We start from the raw sequence: 20,448 nt of genomic DNA on the forward strand, positions 1-20,448 counted from the left end.
ACCTCTGTACCCTACATCTGTAACTTTACATCAAATTATCGCTGTGCAAAAGAATTTTTTGTAGTTTAATTTCACTTTTTTGGTGTTCCCAGCGCCATAATCCCAGCCCAAATCACCTTTTTATGTAGCTTAATTACGAAAAATGCTTAGTGTATCGCCACTTAGTGCGCTTGATCCCAATTTTCCCCCATACCCACATCGACCCGCAACGGCACATCCAGGGCGAAACAGCCTTCCATCAGGGATTTGATGCGCGGCGTGGCCGACTCCACGGCGTCACGCCGCACCTCGAACACCAGTTCATCGTGGACCTGCATAATCATGCGCACCTCCGGCCGGTCTTTTTGCAGCCAGGCGTCAATGGCGATCATCGCGCGTTTGATGATATCGGCGGCGGTGCCCTGCATGGGGGCGTTTATCGCCGCGCGCTCGGCGGCTTTTTTGCGCGTCCCGTTACGGGAATGGATATCGGGCAGATACAGCCGGCGGCCGTCGAGGGTGGAAACATAGCCCTGTTCCTCTGCCTGCCTGCGGGTACGCTCCATATATTCCAGCACGCCCGGATACCGCTCGAAGTAAAGGTTCATATAACGCTGCGCCTCCGCGCGGCCAACCGAAAGCTGGCGCGCCAGACCAAACGCGCTCATGCCGTAAATCAGGCCGAAGTTAATCGCCTTGGCGCTGCGGCGCTGCTCATTAGACACCTTCTCAAGCGCCAGGCCGAAGACTTCGGCGGCGGTGGCCCGATGTATATCCTTGCCCTCGGCGAAGGCCTTGAGCAGGCCCTGGTCGCGCGAGAGATGCGCCATGATGCGCAGTTCGATTTGCGAATAGTCCGCCGCCACGATAACGGCATCTTTCGGCGCGATAAATGCCTGCCTGATCCGCCGTCCTTCCTCATTGCGCACCGGGATATTTTGCAGGTTCGGATCGGTTGAGGACAGCCGGCCGGTGGCGGTAACCGCCTGCTGATAAGACGTATGCACGCGTTTTGAGTGCGGGTTAATCATCAGCGGCAATTTATCGGTATAGGTCGATTTCAGCTTGGCCAGGCCGCGATATTCGAGGAGAAGCTTCGGCAGCGGGTAATCCAGCGCCAGCTCCGCCAGCACCTCCTCGTTGGTCGACGGCGCGCCGCCCGGCGTTTTTTTCAAGATCGGCAGTTTCTGCTTATCATATAAAATCGCCTGCAACTGCTTGGTGGAGGAGAGATTAAAGGCTTCCCCCGCCAGTTCATGCGCCTCGGTTTCCAGCTCGCCCAACCGTTTCGTCAACTCAACCGAATGTGCAGCCAGGATCTTCTCGTCGATCAATACCCCGGTACGCTCAATGCGCGACAGCACCGGCACCAGCGGCATTTCGATTTCCTCGAAGACCTTTTTCAGGCCGTCCTCGCGCTCAATCTGCGGCCAGAGTTTTTCATGCAGCCGCAGCGTCACGTCCACATCCTCAGCGGCATAGGGGCCCGCCTGCTCCAGAGCGATTTGATTGAAGGTCAGCTGGTTTTTGCCTTTGCCGGCAATGTCTTCAAAGGTCACCGTGGTGTGTTTCAGGAAACGATCGGCCATGCTATCCATATCATGACGGCCCGACACGCTGTTAAGCACATAGGATTCAAGCATGGTGTCAAAGGCGATGCCGGCCAGTTCGATATCATAACGTTGCAACACGCCGCGATCGAATTTCAGGTTCTGGCCGATTTTGCGAATGGCCGGGTCTTCAAGCACCGGTTTCAGCAGCCTGAGCACGTCGTCGCGATTTAGCTGGTCCGGCGCGTCGAGATAATCGTGGCCCACCGGCAAATAAGCGGCGTCGCCGGGGACAATGGCGAAAGAAAGCCCGATCAGGTTGGCGCTCAGGGTATCCAGACTGTCGGTTTCGGTATCGAAGGTGAACTGCCCCGCCTGTTTTATCCGCTCTATCCAGCTGTTGAGGTCCGCCAGCGCGTAGATGACCTGGTAACCCTCCTGGGAAAGCTGCACCGCCTCCTCAACATCCTCATCGGCCGGGGCCGGCGGGGCATTAAACGGAGTGCGCGCGACGGGGGCCGAGCTGATGCGGCCTTGCAGCCATTTGCCCGCTTCCAAATCCGCCAGCCAGCGTTTGAATTCGTATTTCTTGAACAGCAGCAGCAATGCCGCCGCGTCGGGTTCGGTCACGATGAGCTTATCGAAAGGCAAATCAAGCGGCACATCGGTCTTAATCGTCGCCAATTGATAAGATAAATACGCCAGCTCTTTATTTTGTTCCAGCTTTGGCGCCAACGTCTTGGCGCCGCGAAATGGCAACCCGCCCACGCTTGCCAGGTCGCTGTAAATATTATCCAGGCTACCCAGTCCCTGCAGCAGCGCCTGGGCGGTTTTCTCGCCTACGCCCGGCACACCCGGAATGTTATCCGAACTGTCGCCCATTAACGCCAGGTAATCAATGATCAGTTCCGGTGGAACACCGAATTTTTCCCGCACTTCCTCCGGCCCGAGAATGGTGTTGGACATGGTATTGATAAGCGTAATCGTCGGCGATACCAGCTGCGCCATATCTTTATCGCCGGTGCTGATCAGAACTTCGCGGCCGGTACGCGCCGCCTCGAGCGCCAGCGTGCCAATCACATCGTCCGCCTCGACGCCGGATACCGCCAGCAAGGGTAATCCCATCGCCTTGACCATGCTGTGCAGCGGCTCGATTTGGCTGCGCAAATCATCCGGCATCGAGGGGCGGTGAGCTTTGTAGTGTTCGAACAATTCGTCGCGAAAAGTTTTACCCTTGGCGTCGAACACCACCGCCACATGACTGGGCTTATACTGCGTGAGCAGGCTTTTCAGCATATTCAACACGCCGTACATGGCGCCGGTCGGTTCTCCCGCGCTATTGGTTAACGGCGGAAAGGCGTGGTAGGCACGATAGAGATAGGAGGAACCATCAACCAGGATTAACGGATTGTCTGCAATATGAGCCATAGCGTAATTCGATCTTTTTAGTCAGCCATCATAGGGGGTAGCATGCCACAGCTGGCCGCCTGAGACGAATGTTTGCGTAGCAAAAGGACGATAAAAAAACTGGCGATTGGACTTGATCCGCGCGATCGTGCTGTGGATAACTTTGTGAGTAAAAAAAACCGCTAATATGTTTATATCTTTAATAACGTTGAGATTTACAAAAAAACCTTTCTTTATCAGCGCGTTATGGTTATTTTTTCACTAATCCCATATTTATCAGTAGCATTCCGCGTTTGTGGATATAACCCGCCGCTTAAAGTCCTGCATAAAATGATAAGCGCTTTTGGCTAAAAAAGGATATACACAAATCCTCCAGACCGACAGGCGCAACGCGGGAAATAACTTAGTGAGGCAGGTTAATCAATTGCATAAAAAACGCCGGACATGGCCGGCGTTTTGAAGTAATACATTAAAGTATTTAATTCTGCGTTAGCAGGAATTTTACCACGTCGGCAAATTGTTTGACGTAGACATCCTTTGACGACATATCCAGACCATCGTTCTTAACCATATATTTGCCATTCACGAACATGGCTGGAACACCGCGTAATTGCAAATCGGACGCGGCTTTTTCCTGCTGGACTACCAGGGATTTGACCACAAAGCTATTCCAGGCGCCGTCATATTCCTCGCCGCTCACACCGGCCTGGATAAAGACATTACGCAGATCGGCGGGTGTTTGCACCGTCTGAGTTTTTTGAATACCGTCAAACAACAGCGGACTGACTTTGTCCTCCACGCCCAATGCCATGGCAACGGCCCAGGCCTGGGTAACCTGCTTGCCCATATCGCCGCCCAGGAAATCCACATGATATTTGATCATTTTGGTTCCTGCGGGCAAAGCCTGTTTTACGGTACTGGAAACATGGAAGTTTTGTTCAAATTCATAGCAGTGCGGGCAATAAAACGAGAAAAATTCCAATACCTGCGGCTCACCGGTCGCTGGCTTATCAAGTTGGATATATTGCTGCCCTTCGGTAAATTGCGCGGCCGAAACGCTAAACGCCAACGCGAGCCCCATAAGCGCCAACCAAATCTTCTTCATTAAGTTATTCTCCAAATGTTTAATACGTAGGCATAAGCTGTAAAGGTGGTTCATGCAATAGCTTCACCTGCTCTGTAAAGATGAGTGTTTGCTGTGACCAGAACTCAGCTTCCACCATCCAGGGGAAACTATAGGGAAATGCGGGATCGCCCCACCGCCGACTAATCCAGGCCAGGTAATAGATCATCCGCATCGCGCGTAATGGTTCTATCAACGCCAATTCGCGCGGATTAAAATCCATGAATTCACTATAAGCCTCAAGCAAAAGCGACAGCTGATATTGCTGTTCGATACGATCGCCATTAAGCAGCATCCAAAGATCCTGAACCGCGGGTCCGTTTCTGGCATCATCCAGGTCAACAAACATCGGACCGTCCCGCCACATAATATTACCCGCATGCAGATCGCCATGCAGACGCAGCGGACGCCATTGCGTCGTCCAACATAACTTAACTTCGGCTATTAGGGTGTCAACGGATTGTAAAAAAGCGGTTTTTTGTTTGCCCGCGATAAGCGTGCTGCGTTCAAATTCACGCCTTGGCTCATACAGATACTCATCCAGGCCGATAGTCGGACGGGTAGTGAAGCATTTATCGCCGTTATTGCGATGGATACGTCCGATAAAACGCCCCACCCATTCAAGCTGTTCGTCATTATCCTGTTCAAATTGCCTGCCGCCGACGCTTGGAAATACGGCAAAATGAAAGCCTTCATGCTGCAAAAGCGTGGATCCATTGATAAGCATCGGCGGCACCACCGGGATTTCCGCCTCGTTCAATCCCAATGAAAGCTCATGTTCCTCAAGGATCTGCTCAACCGACCAGCGCTCAGGTCGATAAAATTTCACCACGTAGCGTTTTCTGTCTTCATCCAGGAATTGGTAAACGCGGTTTTCGTAGCTATTGAGGGCGGTAAGCCCAGAATCTATGCGTAAACCGACGTTTTCCAGGGCATCCATTATAAGCTCCGGCATCAACGTCTTGAAATTAAATGCGGTTATATTCATAAAACGCTCATTTCGTCGCCCTTGCCTAGTCTTTAATGATGCCGCGCGCCCGCAGAATCGCGGTTTTGAAATCCTCTTCATAATCCTTTTGCAGACCCGGGATAGCTTGCGTTTTGTCGGCACCGCGCATTTTTAAGTGATAAATTAACGTATCATCCGACAAAGCGGTTAAATCACCGTCATAACCGGCCTCTTGCGCCAATTTATGCAGGAATTGCAGCAAATTCAAATCCGGCTCTTTTTGCCATGCCGGATGCAGCAGTTCGATAAGCTCATTAAGGCGGTGATATTTCATAACGCAATCCCTCTCTATAGGTCCCAGTGTTAATGTATCAAGATCCACCAGGCAGGATAAACATGATTGTTCTGTAACATGTGAAACATTGTATCTTAATATGTGAGCCTGCCTATCAATGATTAGGCTTTGGAGGAGAGTTATTATAAAAGCGGACATCACAGGCGTAATCCTGGCCGGCGGCCAAGCAACACGTATGGCCGGCAAAGACAAAGGGTTGGTTATGGTCAATCAAATCCCCCTTTATCGCTATGTCCTGGACGGCCTGGCGCCCCAGGTCGGTACCGTGCTGCTTAACGCCAACCGCAATATCGCTCTCTACCGGCAAAGCGGGTTGCGGGTTGTGAGCGATAGCATGCCCGGTTATCCCGGACCGCTTGCCGGCATGCTGGCGGGGTTACAAGCAGCGCCGACCCAATGGGTGGTGTTCGCCCCTTGCGATGTGCCGGTTTTCCCGGGGGATTTAGTGCAACGGTTATGGGATGGTAAGCGGGAAGCTCTTGCCGCCTTTGCCAGCGCAGGAGGGCGGGAACATCCGGCTTTTGCGCTGCTCCACCGGGTATTGATTTCTCAGCTGGAGGCCTTCCTGGCGCAGGGAGAACGCAAGGTAATGTTGTTTTTTAACCGCATCGCCGCCGAAAGAGTGATATTCCCGGTGAAAAACCCGAATTTCCATAATCTCAATACCCCCCTTGACGTGCAGAACTGGGTAAAAACCTAAGGACTATTTTATGTCGCATGCCGTTCCCCCTTTGTTGGCGTTTACCGCCTTCAGCGGCACTGGAAAGACCACCTTGCTGACCCAGCTCATTCCCCGGCTTAACCAGGCCGGCATACGCGTGGGCATCATCAAGCACACCCATCATAACGTGGATGTCGATACACCCGGGAAAGACAGCTATGAACTGCGTAAGGCAGGCGCGAGGCAAACCATGGTGGCAAGCGAGGCGCGCTGGGCGTTGATGACCGAAACGCCGGACCTGGCGATGCCGACATTACTCTGGCTGGCCGGTCAAATGGACAGCGGGCTTATCGATGTGATCCTGGTCGAAGGGTTCAAAGACGAGCCGGTGCCTAAAATCGCCCTGTTTCGCCAGGATACCGGCAAAGAGTGGCGGCCATTGATTGACGGCCATGTCATTGCCGTGGCCTGCGACGTGCAGATTGACGTCAACCTGCCGCTGCTGGATATCAACCAACCCGATGCTATCGCGATTTTTATCGCCAACTGGCTGCGTGTACAGCAGCAGTCCGGCGTAGGTTGATTGGGCAACGCCGGCGCGAACGGCGCGCGAACGGCGATCCCGGACGCAGACGGATGGGGCATTGAAATCCCTTTTAAATAAGTTTTAAGAGTGGATTGGATTTTCATCACTTGCCTAAAAAAGATATTTCTTCAAATAAGTTATCAACTGTTTATATAGATTAAATTACAATCATCAGGTCAAGACGAGAATTATCATCGTTTCATTCAGATAAATCGTATTTTAAAAAATCCCAAGATGGCTTTATAACAGGCCATCGAGGGATGAGTTTATTTTTATTTATTATACTGGTCCCGGCATGCCGATGGGGGCATTTCCTTGATCGTGCCTGTTTTGCTGCTAAGCGGCCCTGAAAGGAGCGAACCTGTGTTTTAATCATAGATTAAATAATCATTAAACATGCAGTGAAGCCTGCCAGAGAAAACTGATTATTCATTCTCTTTTAATTTATAACTTCCTGCATATAAATATAATCATGTGGCAGTATTGGCAACTGCTTGAAATATTTACTTTACGGCATTATATATGATTTATACAAAATGGCACGTTACCGTTATTAGTATAGCGGCCTTGTTGGCCGGCTGTTTTTCAACTGACAAAAAAAAGGAACTTAAAAAAACCAGCACCCATAAAGGCGAAGATATTACCATCAGGGAAAAATTACCCCAACCCAATTTTAACGACCATACATTACATGAATCTTTACTATCAATCCCTTCGCTCAATGAAAATGCCCTTTCCTCCAAGGACAACACGACAGCCCCGCGCGTTAAACACGGAACGCCGTCTGGCACCTCGGCAGTCAATTTGCCAATAAAACACAATTTATTGACTGGCGCCTCATTTGATTTCCTGGTGCCCTTGACAAACAGGGACGAGCGGATGCTCTTCAGCCAGCTCGGTATAAGACGGCATAATGCCAAAAGTATCATCAATATTGGTGTGGGGCAGCGTCATTTTTTCGAGAGCTGGATGCTGGGATATAACGCCTTTTACGACGCGCAAATCTCAGGCAATCATCATCAACGGGCAGGTATCGGATTTGAAGTCTGGGGAGATAATATTAAGCTTGCGGCTAACGGCTATTATCGCCTGTCGGATTGGAAAACGTCTTCATTACTCACAGGTACCAAGGAACGCGCCGCGAATGGTTTTGATCTTGTAGCGGAGACGTTTTTACCGGCATACCCCCAGGTGGGCGCCAAAGTAAAATATGAGCGCTATTTCGGCGCTGAGGTCGTAACCCTCAGCCGCAATGAACGGTATCGAAACCCCTCGGCGCTTACCGCGGGCTTGACCTATTCTCCGGTACCGCTGATTACATTTGGCGCGGATCATGCGCGTTGGAATAATGGCAAAACAGAGGGTAAAGCCAATCTTTCATTAAATTATCATTTTAATGTACCTTTAGCAAAACAGCTGGATCCGCATTATACGCCGCTGCGGCGCAGCCTGGCCGGCAGCCGATTGGATGTTGTGGCGCGTAATAATAATATTGTGCTTGAGTATCAGCGCAGGGAACAAATTCATTTCCAGCTACCCACGGAGCTGAGCGGGGTTGAAGGCGAACGAAAACACATTAATTTTAGGGTCTCGGCTAAACATGATATTAGCCGTATTGAATGGGACGACAGCGCGCTGAAGCCTGCAGGGGGTCAAGTCGTTACCCTCAACAATAATGCTTACCAGGTACAATTTCCGGACTTCAGCAGCCATGGTACCAACCAGTATGTCGTCTCAGCCGTTGCGTATGATAAGCGGGGAAATGCGTCAAATCGCAGTGAGATGACCATAAACACCGAGCCCTACCCGTGGCGTCAGCTTAACGAACAAAATACCGCAGATGAGAGCAAGATGGTTATATCAACGCAGGATAATATAAATCAACCTGAGATTATCCAGCCTATAGTTAATCCGGGCGGAAATGAAAAAAAGGATGTGAAGTCAGTGTCTTCACAGACAGATGATGATGGCATCCCCGATGACACTAGCGATATTAATAGTGATATGAGCGACAGAGGAAAAAAGAATTCTAAGTCAGTGTCTTCACAGACAGATGATGATGGCATCCCCACTGACACTAGCGATATTAATAGTGATATGAGCGACAGAGGAAAAAATAATTCTAAGTCAGTGTCTTCACAGACAGATGATGATGGCATCCCCACTGACGCTAGCGATATTAATAGTGATATGAGCGACAGAGGAAAAAATAATTCTAAGTCAGTGTCTTCACAGACAGAAGATAATGGAATCGCCACTGACACTAGCGGTACCAATGGTTCGCCGCCACCGCCGCCGCCGCCACCACCGCCGCCTTTCAATAGTGAATCCAAGGAAAGGCGAATTCTCAAAAAAAGCTCTGGGCAACAGCCACCGCACCGGCCGGAGATAACATTGGATGTTATTCAGAAAGCGCGGGAGGGGTTAAGAAAAGTATCGGGGCAGCCCAGTAATTTCTCGAATGAACATCATGACCAATTGGGGCGGCAACCGTCTGAGCATGATTTACTTTCTAAAATTAAAGCCTCAGTGCCCCAGGTGCTTAAAAAGGATATTCCATCAAATGAGTCAAAAGATCCTTCTCACTCCGCAAAAAAACTTGATGAAAGTCTTATTGAAACACTTGCTCGCCGTCGAGGACATGTAATTGGTGATAAAAATGAAGATATTGATGATAAACATAATGGTGATGAAGTTAGTACTGAGGTTATTTCCGCGACGCAGGTGGACGCTAATAAACCAATATTTGTTCAACCGATAATAGTATAAAATACGTCAGGCCAGCCAGATGCTATTTTATTACCAATGGGTACCCTTTTGCCCTGCTGGCTTGCCTGTTTTATCGCTATGAAAAAGCCCTCTGTTTGCACAGAGGGCTTCGTCAATGGGATGCCTGACAGTTGATGCCTGACTGCGCCAGGCACCCTGCGGGCCGTCGCCTGCGGCTCCGTTCCACCGGCGTTGCCGGGGGTCCTACTCTCTTACTCGAGTAGCGAACCGCCAGGGTTACGGACATGAAAAAGCCCTCTGTTTTCTTTGAGGGCTTCGTCAATGGGATGCCTGGCAGTTGATGTCCGCCTGCGGCGGCCACCCTGCGGGCCGCCGCAAGCGGCGTTCAACAGGCTCCGCCTGTTGTCCTGCTCTCTGACTCGAGTAGCGAACTGCCAGGGTTACGCACATGAAAAAGCCCTCTGTTTTCTTTGAGGGCTTCGTCAATGGGATGCCTGGCAGTGGATGCCTGACTGCGTCAGGCACCCTGCGGGCCGTCGCCTGCGGCTCCGTTCCACCGGCGTTGCCGGTGGTCCTACTCTCTTACTCGAGTAGCGAACCGCCAGGGTTACGGACATGAAAAAGCCCTCTGTTCTCACAGAGGGCTTCGTCAATTGGATGCCTGGCAGTTCCCTACTCTCGCATGGGGAGACCCCACACTACCATCGGCGCTACGGCGTTTCACTGCTGAGTTCGGCATGGGGTCAGGTGGGACCACCGCGCTAGTGCCGCCAGGCAAATTCGTTTACCAACCGTCATCCTGTTACTGATGACCATCGGCCTTTATCCGGAACTTCGCTGAAAATTCTCTCGCCACCCCTCGGGGCAACGCTCTCTTCGCGTCAAACACTTTAGGTGTTGTAAGGTTAAGCCTCACGGGTCATTAGTATCGGTTAGCTCAACGCATCGCTGCGCTTACACACCCGACCTATCAACGTCATCGTCTTTAACGTCCCTTCAGGTGGCTTAAAGCCACAGGGAAGACTCATCTCGAGGCAAGTTTCCCGCTTAGATGCTTTCAGCGGTTATCTCTTCCGCACGTAGCTACCGGGCAATGCCATTGGCATGACAACCCGAACACCAGTGGTGCGTCCACTCCGGTCCTCTCGTACTAGGAGCAGCCCCTCTCAATCTTCCAACGCCCACGGCAGATAGGGACCGAACTGTCTCACGACGTTCTAAACCCAGCTCGCGTACCACTTTAAATGGCGAACAGCCATACCCTTGGGACCTACTTCAGCCCCAGGATGTGATGAGCCGACATCGAGGTGCCAAACACCGCCGTCGATATGAACTCTTGGGCGGTATCAGCCTGTTATCCCCGGAGTACCTTTTATCCGTTGAGCGATGGCCCTTCCATTCAGAACCACCGGATCACTAAGACCTGCTTTCGCACCTGCTCGAGCCGTCACTCTCGCAGTCAAGCTAGCTTATGCCTTTGCACTAACCTCACGATGTCCGACCGTGATTAGCTAACCTTCGTGCTCCTCCGTTACTCTTTAGGAGGAGACCGCCCCAGTCAAACTACCCACCAGACACTGTCCTCGACCCGGATTACGGGCCGGAGTTAGAACATCAAACATTAAAGGGTGGTATTTCAAGGTTGGCTCCATGCAGACTGGCGTCCACACTTCAAAGCCTCCCACCTATCCTACACATCAAGGCTCAATGTTCAGTGTCAAGCTATAGTAAAGGTTCACGGGGTCTTTCCGTCTTGCCGCGGGTACACTGCATCTTCACAGCGAGTTCAATTTCACTGAGTCTCGGGTGGAGACAGCCTGGCCATCATTACGCCATTCGTGCAGGTCGGAACTTACCCGACAAGGAATTTCGCTACCTTAGGACCGTTATAGTTACGGCCGCCGTTTACCGGGGCTTCGATCAAGAGCTTCTCCTTACGGATAACCCCATCAATTAACCTTCCGGCACCGGGCAGGCGTCACACCGTATACGTCCACTTTCGTGTTTGCACAGTGCTGTGTTTTTAATAAACAGTTGCAGCCAGCTGGTATCTGCGACTGGCTTCAGCTCGGGGAGCAAGTCCCTCCACCTAATGCCAGCGTGCCTTCTCCCGAAGTTACGGCACCATTTTGCCTAGTTCCTTCACCCGAGTTCTCTCAAGCGCCTTGGTATTCTCTACCTGACCACCTGTGTCGGTTTGGGGTACGATTCGATGTGACCTGGAGCTTAGAGGCTTTTCCTGGAAGCGTAGCATCAATTCCTTCACCACCGTAGTGGCTCGTTATCACGCCTCAGTGTTGAATGAAAAAGCGGATTTACCTGCTCTTTCCACCTTCACGCTTAAACCGGGACAACCGTCGCCCGGCGAACCTAGCTTTCTCCGTCCCCCCTTCGCAGTCACACCCAGTACAGGAATATTAACCTGTTTCCCATCGACTACGCCTTTCGGCCTCGCCTTAGGGGTCGACTCACCCTGCCCCGATTAACGTTGGACAGGAACCCTTGGTCTTCCGGCGAGCGGGCTTTTCACCCGCTTTATCGTTACTTATGTCAGCATTCGCACTTCTGATACCTCCAGCAACCCTCACAGGCCACCTTCGCAGGCTTACAGAACGCTCCCCTACCCAACGGACATATCCTTAAGCCAACTCGACGTGATGAACGCATTGACGTCGCTGCGCTCCGTCAATCGTTTTCCGTACAATTGTCTTAAGTGATATGTCCGCTGCCGCAGCTTCGGTGCATGGTTTAGCCCCGTTACATCTTCCGCGCAGGCCGACTCGACCAGTGAGCTATTACGCTTTCTTTAAATGATGGCTGCTTCTAAGCCAACATCCTGGCTGTCTGTGCCTTCCCACATCGTTTCCCACTTAACCATGACTTTGGGACCTTAGCTGGCGGTCTGGGTTGTTTCCCTCTTCACGACGGACGTTAGCACCCGCCGTGTGTCTCCCGTGGTAACATTCTTCGGTATTCGCAGTTTGCATCGGGTTGGTAATCCGGGGTGGACCCCTAGCCGAAACAGTGCTCTACCCCCGAAGATGAATTCACGAGGCGCTACCTAAATAGCTTTCGGGGAGAACCAGCTATCTCCCGGTTTGATTGGCCTTTCACCCCCAGCCACAAGTCATCCGCTAATTTTTCAACATTAGTCGGTTCGGTCCTCCAGTTAGTGTTACCCAACCTTCAACCTGCCCATGGCTAGATCACCGGGTTTCGGGTCTATACCCTGCAACTTAACGCCCAGTTAAGACTCGGTTTCCCTACGGCTCCCCTATTCGGTTAACCTTGCTACAGAATATAAGTCGCTGACCCATTATACAAAAGGTACGCAGTCACCCTGATAAATCAAGGCTCCCACTGCTTGTACGTACACGGTTTCAGGTTCTATTTCACTCCCCTCGCCGGGGTTCTTTTCGCCTTTCCCTCACGGTACTGGTTCACTATCGGTCAGTCAGGAGTATTTAGCCTTGGAGGATGGTCCCCCCATCTTCAGACAGGATATCACGTGTCCCGCCCTACTCATCGAGCTCACAGCACTTGCACCTTCGGATACGGGGCTATCACCCTGTGTTGCCGGACTTTCCAGACCGTTCTCCTGATGCAAATGCTGATGGTGACTCTGGGCTGTTCCCCGTTCGCTCGCCGCTACTAGGGGAATCTCGGTTGATTTCTTTTCCTCGGGGTACTGAGATGTTTCAGTTCCCCCGGTTCGCCTCAATACGCTATGGATTCACGTAATGATAGTGCAACGAATTGCACTGGGTTTCCCCATTCGGACATCGCCGGCTGATAGCGCTTCATATCAGCTCACCGGCGCATTTCGCGGATTAGCACGTCCTTCATCGCCTCTGACTGCCTAGGCATCCACCGTGTACGCTTATTCACTTAACCTCACAACCCTAAAGTGTCTGTGTTGCGACTGGCTGCACACTGCCATGGCATCGTTGCGCGGTGCTCGCCATGCTCATGGACATTGAGTCCACTCCGCTGGCTGCGCGCCGTGCGCCTTGCCCTGACACTGTTCGCACAGTCTCACCCTGGTGAGAGTAAACCCTCGCCTGGGCTACAGAGATTGCCATCGACACGGCAATCATTAGGTTTGCTTGCTTTGAGAGAATCGCATACTGATTTTGCTCAGCATGTTTTTTTTCAAATTTTCAGCTTGTTCCGGATTGTTAAAGAGCATGTATTTCGCAGCATACTCATAAGAGTGTGCTCTGAAATAAATAAGAAAAACCAGACAATCTTACCACCCATCCCATCAGGAAATGGTGGAGCTAAGCGGGATCGAACCGCTGACCCCCTGCGTGCAAAGCAGGTGCTCTCCCAGCTGAGCTATAGCCCCAAGTCGTTTAACCTTTTTATATCCACCGCATTCTTTTCCATGCGCTTATGACCGGGCACCGGTTAAGGATACTCAGCAATGTCACATCGGGGAGGATTTCGGTACGATAGCCAGTTCGCTTAGCCGCAGACAGTTTCGGCGCGAGTAACGCAGTGTGCGCAAGCACATGAGTCACGCAGCGGTGAAAATGACCAGGGTAAGTAGAACTGGTAGGCCTGAGTGGACTCGAACCACCGACCTCACCCTTATCAGGGGTGCGCTCTAACCACCTGAGCTACAAGCCTATAGAAGGTTTTTCTTGCTCGTTACAGTTATCAGACAATCTGTGTGGACACTACACAATTAGTATCTATTTCGGTAAGGAGGTGATCCAACCGCAGGTTCCCCTACGGTTACCTTGTTACGACTTCACCCCAGTCATGAATCACAAAGTGGTAAGCGCCCTCCCGAAGGTTAAGCTACCTACTTCTTTTGCAACCCACTCCCATGGTGTGACGGGCGGTGTGTACAAGGCCCGGGAACGTATTCACCGTGGCATTCTGATCCACGATTACTAGCGATTCCGACTTCATGGAGTCGAGTTGCAGACTCCAATCCGGACTACGACGCACTTTGTGAGGTCCGCTTACTCTCGCGAGTTCGCTTCTCTTTGTATGCGCCATTGTAGCACGTGTGTAGCCCTACTCGTAAGGGCCATGATGACTTGACGTCATCCCCACCTTCCTCCGGTTTGTCACCGGCAGTCTCCTTTGAGTTCCCACCATTACGTGCTGGCAACAAAGGATAAGGGTTGCGCTCGTTGCGGGACTTAACCCAACATTTCACAACACGAGCTGACGACAGCCATGCAGCACCTGTCTCAGAGCTCCCGAAGGCACGTTCGCATCTCTGCAAACTTCTCTGGATGTCAAGAGTAGGTAAGGTTCTTCGCGTTGCATCGAATTAAACCACATGCTCCACCGCTTGTGCGGGCCCCCGTCAATTCATTTGAGTTTTAACCTTGCGGCCGTACTCCCCAGGCGGTCGATTTAACGCGTTAGCTCCGAAAGCCACGGCTCAAGGCCACAACCTTCAAATCGACATCGTTTACAGCGTGGACTACCAGGGTATCTAATCCTGTTTGCTCCCCACGCTTTCGTACCTGAGCGTCAGTCTTCGTCCAGGGGGCCGCCTTCGCCACCGGTATTCCTCCAGATCTCTACGCATTTCACCGCTACACCTGGAATTCTACCCCCCTCTACGAGACTCTAGCCTGCCAGTTTCAAATGCAGTTCCCGGGTTAAGCCCGGGGATTTCACATCTGACTTAACAGACCGCCTGCGTACGCTTTACGCCCAGTAATTCCGATTAACGCTCGCACCCTCCGTATTACCGCGGCTGCTGGCACGGAGTTAGCCGGTGCTTCTTCTGCGGGTAACGTCAATCAACAAGGTTATTAACCTTATCGCCTTCCTCCCCGCTGAAAGTGCTTTACAACCCGAAGGCCTTCTTCACACACGCGGCATGGCTGCATCAGGCTTGCGCCCATTGTGCAATATTCCCCACTGCTGCCTCCCGTAGGAGTCTGGACCGTGTCTCAGTTCCAGTGTGGCTGGTCATCCTCTCAGACCAGCTAGGGATCGTCGCCTAGGTGAGCCATTACCTCACCTACTAGCTAATCCCATCTGGGTTCATCCGATGGCGTGAGGCCCGAAGGTCCCCCACTTTGGTCTTGCGACGTTATGCGGTATTAGCTACCGTTTCCAGTAGTTATCCCCCACCATCAGGCAGATCCCCAGACATTACTCACCCGTCCGCCGCTCGCCGGCAAAGTAGCAAGCTACTTTCCGCTGCCGCTCGACTTGCATGTGTTAGGCCTGCCGCCAGCGTTCAATCTGAGCCATGATCAAACTCTTCAATTAAAAGCTTGATGCTCAAAGATTGTCATACTGTTAATCTTATGAATTAACTGTTTGTTCACTCTTCAAGACTTGGTATTTTGTGTTTCGATACGGTCTTGTGAGTGCCCACACAGATTGTCTGATAAATTGTTAAAGAGCATGGCCAGCGTGCATCAATCTCACCTGGCGCGGGTTGCGTATATTACGTTTTCCCGCTGAAGAGTCAAGCTTTTATTTGCCCGTACCGGGCGCTTTTCCCTTCCCGACCCGGCATCGCGTTAGCGTTTGTTCCCGGTCAGTGGAGGCGCATTATAGGGACTTTCCCCAGCCTGACAAGGGTTAATTGGTAAAAATAAGCCAATCGGTTTATTTTTCAGCAAATCTTGGATAAATTCAGGGATCGGGACTGCATTTACGACATTTACCCCGCCATATGCCCGTGCGCAGGCATAATATAGAGTCAATTAAAACACATGGGACGGGACGCGATGCATTTGACACCGCAACAACAAGCCGCACAACGAAACCTTTCCTATATTCTGGCCGAGAAGCTGGGACAACGCATCCTGGCGGGAGAATATGCCGCCGGCGACATTTTGCCGGGTGAAATTGAGCTGGGCGATCTGTTTGGCGTCAGCCGTACCGCGGTCAGGGAGGCGGTGAAAATATTGGCGGCAAAAGGCATGCTCTTGCCCCGGCCGCGTATCGGCACGCGCGTCTTACCGCGCCACCAGTGGAATTTTCTGGATCAGGAATTACTAGGGTGGTGGGTCACCCGCGAGAATTTTGACGGCGTGATGGATCACTTCCTGGTCATGCGCACCAGCCTTGAGCCGCAGGCCTGCGCGCTGGCGGCGGTGAATGCCACCGATGAGGAAAAAAACAGGCTGGTGATGCTGATGGAGGAGATGCAGTTGCTGCATGCGCATTTTGACCGTGAACGCTGGATACACGTCGATGCCCAGTTCCACCGGCATATCTATGAAATCAGCGGCAATCCATTCCTTTCATCTTTTGCCAATCTGTTCAGTTCCATCTATCAGAACTATTTTCGCGCCATCGTCAGCGATGAAAACGTGAAGGCCGACCCGCACCAGGCTATCGTGGATGCCATTCTGGCCGGCGATTCGCGGGAGGCGATGGCGGCCTGCCAGCGGCTGCTGGCAGGAAACGATTAGTCAGCGGCGCAAGACGGCAAGCGGCCCCCGCGCCGCCGTTAACAAACGGCCTGCCGGGCTGGCTCGCCTGGAGTACAGATCAGCCGGCGACTTAGATTTCCACCTGGGTGCCCAGCTCGATAACCCGGTTAGGTGGAATCAGGTATTGATCGGGCGCACGCAGGGCGTTGCGGCTTAAGGCGATGAACAGCTTGCCCCTCACCAGCAGATACCAGGGGCGTTTACCCAGGATCAGCGATTCATGGGACATAAAGAAAGAGGTCTCCATCATCCGGCACGACAGCCCTTCCAGGCCGCAGCGATGGAAAATTTCCTCCATATCCGGCGTTTCTTTAAAGCCGTAGCTCGCAACCACCCGCCAGAAGGTCGGCGAAAGCTGCTCGATGGTGACGCGCCGCACATTGTGTACAAATGGCGCGTCTTCGGTGCGCAGCGTCAACAGCACCACGCGTTCGTGCAGCACCTTGTTGTGCTTGAGATTGTGCAGTAGCGCAAAAGGAATGACGTTCATCGCCCGCGACATAAATACCGCCGTGCCCGCTACCCTGACCGGCGGCGATTTTTCCAGCGAGGCGATCAGCGCCTCCAGGGAATTGCCGTGCTCATGCATCCTGCGCAACAGCCGGAAGCGTTCGCTCTTCCAGGTGGTCATGACGATAAACATCAGGAAACCCAGCAGCAGAGGCAGCCAGCCGCCGGAGAAAATCTTCAGGGCGTTGGCGGCGAACATGGGAATATCCATGCCCAGCAGCAATATCAGCAATACCAACACCAGCAAACGGTTCCAGTGCCAGTTTTTTATGGCGACGGTGCAGGACAGGATGCTGGTCAGCACCATGGTGCCGGTAACCGCGATACCGTACGCCGCCGCCAGATTGCTGGAATGCTCGAAGCTCATGATCACCAGCACCACGGCAACATACAGCAGCCAGTTAATAAAGGGGATATAGATCTGGCCGGATTCCATCTCGGAAGTATGGACGATGCGCATCGGCGGCAGGTAACCCAGGCGCACCGCCTGTCGGGTGAGGGAAAAGACGCCGGATATCACCGCCTGGGAGGCAATCACCGTGGCGAGGGTGGCCAATATCAATAAGGGAATCAGCGCCCAGTCCGGCGCCAGCAAAAAGAAAGGGTTCTTGATGGCGGCGGGGTATTTCAGCAATAACGCGCCCTGGCCGAAATAGTTTAATACCAGCGAGGGCAGAACCGCGCTGAACCAGGCGATACGGATCGGCAGCTTGCCGAAATGGCCCATATCGGCATACAGCGCTTCCACGCCGGTAATCGACAATACCACCGCGCCAAGGGCAAAAAACGAAATGGTTTTATATTGAATAAAAAAGCTTACCGCCCATTTGGGATTGAGGGCGTACAGCACTTCGGGATTGTCCATGATGCCGCGCGCGCCCAACACCGCCAGGGCCAGAAACCACACCACCATGACCGGCGCGAACAATTTGCCTATGCCGCCGGTGCCTTTTTTCTGGATAAGGAACAGCAGCGTCAGGACAGCTACGGATAAGGGGACGATATAGGCATCAAGCGACGGCGCGGCGATTTGCAGCCCTTCAATGGCCGACAACACCGAGATGGCCGGCGTAATCACAACCTCGCCGTAAAAGAAACTGCCGCCGATAAGCCCCATGATAACCAGCACCGAGGTCATGCGCGCCGACGTATTCCTGCCGGCCAGCGACATCAGGGTTAAAATACCGCCTTCCCCGGCGTTATCCGCCCGCATGACGAAAGACAGGTATTTGAAGGAAACAATAAGGATCAGCAGCCAGAAGATGAGCGACAGGAAACCAAGCACCGCGCCCCGTTCAACGCCGAAACCATAGTGCCCTGCTAGGCATTCTCTGAGGGTATATAGAGGACTTGTGCCGATATCTCCATAAACCACGCCGATAGCGGCCAATGTTACCGCCGATAGGGATTGCTTATTCTCTCTACTCATAACCTCTTTCGCGCTGTAATGTATCCGTAGCGTTTGGTGGGCTTAATCCATAGCTCATCAAAAAGCGCACAGTATGCATGAAACTAGCAGAATACCTAATCTAATATCATCTTTCTTCGCATCGATATCAGCCCGTCGGGAAGAAATGACCCTGCCTCCCGCCTGTTTTCAGTCCTATCATTATAAAAAGCGGTAGTTTATTGTTGCGTCATCATAATTACTCGGGATCAGACATTTATTATGGCTCATTCATCCCCGCTGGTTGAGAGAATTTATCGCCTGAGCAGCGCGCTGGAAAGCGGGCTGTACGAACGGCAGCATACCGTGCGCCTGTGCCTGCTGGCGGCGTTATGCGGCGAAAGCGTGTTTTTATTGGGTCCGCCCGGCATCGCCAAAAGTCTTATCGCGCGCCGTCTTAAACTGGCGTTCAGCCATGCGCGGGCCTTTGATTATCTGATGACGCGCTTTTCCACACCGGAAGAAGTGTTCGGCCCCCTGTCCATCCAGGCCCTGAAAGAAGACGGGCGTTACCATCGCCTGACCAAAGGCTACCTGCCGGAGGCGGAAATTGTCTTTCTTGATGAAATATGGAAAGCCGGACCGGCCATTTTGAATACCCTGCTGACGGCCATTAACGAGCGGCGTTTTCGCAACGGCGATACCGAGCAGGTATTGCCGATGCGGCTGCTGATAACCGCGTCCAATGAACTCCCGGATAATGACAGCGGCCTGGAAGCCCTGTATGACCGTATGCTGATCCGTTTGTGGCTGCATAAGGTCAAAGAGAAAGCCAATTTCCACGCGTTGCTGATTCACACGGCTGATAGCGGGGAGCAGGCTTTACCCGACGGCCTGGGCGTTACCGATGAAGAGTATCTGGCATGGCAGCCGAAAATAGATCTCATCAGCCTGCCGGCGGAATGTTTTGAATTGATTTACCTGCTGCGCCAGCGCCTGGATGCCGTGACTCAGGCGCCTTATGTCTCCGACCGGCGGTGGAAAAAAGCGTTGCGCCTGCTGCGGGCAAGCGCGTTTTTCAGCGACCGGCAGGCCATCGCCCCGATAGACATCATCTTGTTAAAGGATTGCCTGTGGCACGATCCGGACAGTCTGCAACTGGTGGAACGCCAGGTTGAATTGTTGCTTATCGAGCAAGGCTATCAACAGCAAACCATGCTGTTGAAAATCCAGGATATACAGCGGGAAAGCCTGGCGCACCGTCGCCGGCAAAACCAACGGCAGGCCCTGGCGTTCGAGTCGCGCAAAGGATTGATAAATCGTAAACCGGTCTATTCCCTGCCCGCAGCGATAACCGACGGCACCCTGCGGCTGGTATTGCAAACACCGCTGGTATTGCATGACGTCAACGTGACCCATATCGCCGTCGAGCGTGAGGCGCTGCAACAGTGGCTGCTTAAAGATACGGTTTTAAAAGGGCGGCTCAATAATATCGGCTTTGCCCAGCCCCTGGAGGTACGCATCAACGCCGAGCGACAGCTGGAAATATTGGATATCAGCCGGCAAGCCTCGCTATTGGCGCTGGAGGAGCAACTCCCGCCGGCGGCACCGCCGCAAGCGCTGCAAGAGGCGTTGGCCTTGGTGGAGAGGCAGTATCGCCAGCAGCGCGCCCGGTTCAGCGAACAGCAAGCCTGTCTGTTCATCCCGCGCGATTGGGTGGCTAAAATAGAAGATAGCCTGCTGGAAGTGTCCCGCCAGCTCGCGCAAGCCGGACAAGGTTAACC

Annotated in this window: 10 protein-coding genes, 2 tRNA genes and 3 rRNA genes; 5 read left to right on the forward strand and 10 right to left on the reverse strand. The window is 52.6% G+C overall.

Going from position 1 to position 20,448, the window contains the following annotated elements; genetic code table 11:
* Window positions 1-161: 161 nt before the first annotated feature.
* The 4 genes from polA to ACL2XN_RS17525 all read right to left on the reverse strand — a co-directional run bounded on the left by polA (window position 162) and on the right by ACL2XN_RS17525 (window position 5,342).
* Complete coding sequence (gene polA, locus ACL2XN_RS17510; protein WP_413729167.1) at window positions 162-2,957, reverse strand: DNA polymerase I; 2,796 nt, start codon at window positions 2,955-2,957, stop codon at window positions 162-164.
* Window positions 2,958-3,414: 457 nt separating this feature from the next.
* Window positions 3,415-4,041, reverse strand: a complete 627-nt coding sequence (gene dsbA / locus ACL2XN_RS17515) for a thiol:disulfide interchange protein DsbA (protein WP_410012827.1) — start codon at window positions 4,039-4,041, stop codon at window positions 3,415-3,417.
* A 19-nt stretch (window positions 4,042-4,060) separates the two neighbouring features.
* The gene (locus ACL2XN_RS17520) at window positions 4,061-5,047 is read right to left on the reverse strand and encodes a serine/threonine protein kinase (protein WP_410016669.1); all 987 of its coding nucleotides are present in this window, start codon (window positions 5,045-5,047) and stop codon (window positions 4,061-4,063) included.
* Between the two features lie 25 nt (window positions 5,048-5,072).
* Complete coding sequence (locus tag ACL2XN_RS17525; RefSeq protein ID WP_410016670.1) at window positions 5,073-5,342, reverse strand: YihD family protein; 270 nt, start codon at window positions 5,340-5,342, stop codon at window positions 5,073-5,075.
* A 145-nt stretch (window positions 5,343-5,487) separates the two neighbouring features.
* Between ACL2XN_RS17525 and mobA the strand changes: the two genes are divergently transcribed.
* The 3 genes from mobA to ACL2XN_RS17540 all read left to right on the forward strand — a co-directional run bounded on the left by mobA (window position 5,488) and on the right by ACL2XN_RS17540 (window position 9,379).
* Window positions 5,488-6,063, forward strand: coding sequence for a molybdenum cofactor guanylyltransferase MobA (gene mobA, locus ACL2XN_RS17530; RefSeq protein WP_410016671.1), 576 nt, complete (start codon window positions 5,488-5,490; stop codon window positions 6,061-6,063).
* Between the two features lie 10 nt (window positions 6,064-6,073).
* Window positions 6,074-6,607, forward strand: coding sequence for a molybdopterin-guanine dinucleotide biosynthesis protein MobB (gene mobB, locus ACL2XN_RS17535; RefSeq protein ID WP_413729168.1), 534 nt, complete (start codon window positions 6,074-6,076; stop codon window positions 6,605-6,607).
* 525 nt (window positions 6,608-7,132) lie between these two features.
* Window positions 7,133-9,379: an inverse autotransporter beta domain-containing protein gene (locus ACL2XN_RS17540; protein ID WP_413721767.1), complete on the forward strand. Its 2,247-nt coding sequence runs from the start codon at window positions 7,133-7,135 to the stop codon at window positions 9,377-9,379.
* A 620-nt stretch (window positions 9,380-9,999) separates the two neighbouring features.
* Here the strand turns inward: ACL2XN_RS17540 and rrf are convergent.
* From rrf to ACL2XN_RS17565, 5 genes are all read right to left on the reverse strand, one after another.
* Window positions 10,000-10,115, reverse strand: a 5S ribosomal RNA gene (gene rrf, locus ACL2XN_RS17545).
* Window positions 10,116-10,241: 126 nt separating this feature from the next.
* Window positions 10,242-13,234 (reverse strand): 23S ribosomal RNA (locus ACL2XN_RS17550).
* A 378-nt stretch (window positions 13,235-13,612) separates the two neighbouring features.
* Window positions 13,613-13,688 (reverse strand) — tRNA-Ala (locus ACL2XN_RS17555).
* Between the two features lie 207 nt (window positions 13,689-13,895).
* A tRNA-Ile gene (locus ACL2XN_RS17560) sits at window positions 13,896-13,972 on the reverse strand.
* 74 nt (window positions 13,973-14,046) lie between these two features.
* Window positions 14,047-15,589 (reverse strand): 16S ribosomal RNA (locus ACL2XN_RS17565).
* The 16S, 23S and 5S rRNA genes sit together here with 2 tRNA genes alongside, the layout of an rRNA operon.
* Window positions 15,590-16,056: 467 nt before the next feature.
* On the opposite strand from ACL2XN_RS17565, the gene ACL2XN_RS17570 reads away from it, so the two are divergent.
* The gene (locus ACL2XN_RS17570) at window positions 16,057-16,746 is read left to right on the forward strand and encodes a FadR/GntR family transcriptional regulator (protein WP_410012830.1); all 690 of its coding nucleotides are present in this window, start codon (window positions 16,057-16,059) and stop codon (window positions 16,744-16,746) included.
* A 91-nt stretch (window positions 16,747-16,837) separates the two neighbouring features.
* Here the strand turns inward: ACL2XN_RS17570 and kup are convergent, their stop codons facing one another.
* Complete coding sequence (gene kup / locus ACL2XN_RS17575; protein ID WP_410012831.1) at window positions 16,838-18,706, reverse strand: low affinity potassium transporter Kup; 1,869 nt, start codon at window positions 18,704-18,706, stop codon at window positions 16,838-16,840.
* A 240-nt stretch (window positions 18,707-18,946) separates the two neighbouring features.
* On the opposite strand from kup, the gene ravA reads away from it, so the two are divergent.
* A complete protein-coding gene (gene ravA, locus ACL2XN_RS17580; protein ID WP_410012832.1) occupies window positions 18,947-20,446 on the forward strand; it encodes an ATPase RavA in 1,500 nt (499 codons plus the stop codon).
* The last annotated feature ends 2 nt before the right edge of the window (window positions 20,447-20,448 follow it).

Source organism: Sodalis sp. RH22, from assembly GCF_047324165.1.
Classification (GTDB): domain Bacteria; phylum Pseudomonadota; class Gammaproteobacteria; order Enterobacterales; family Enterobacteriaceae; genus Acerihabitans.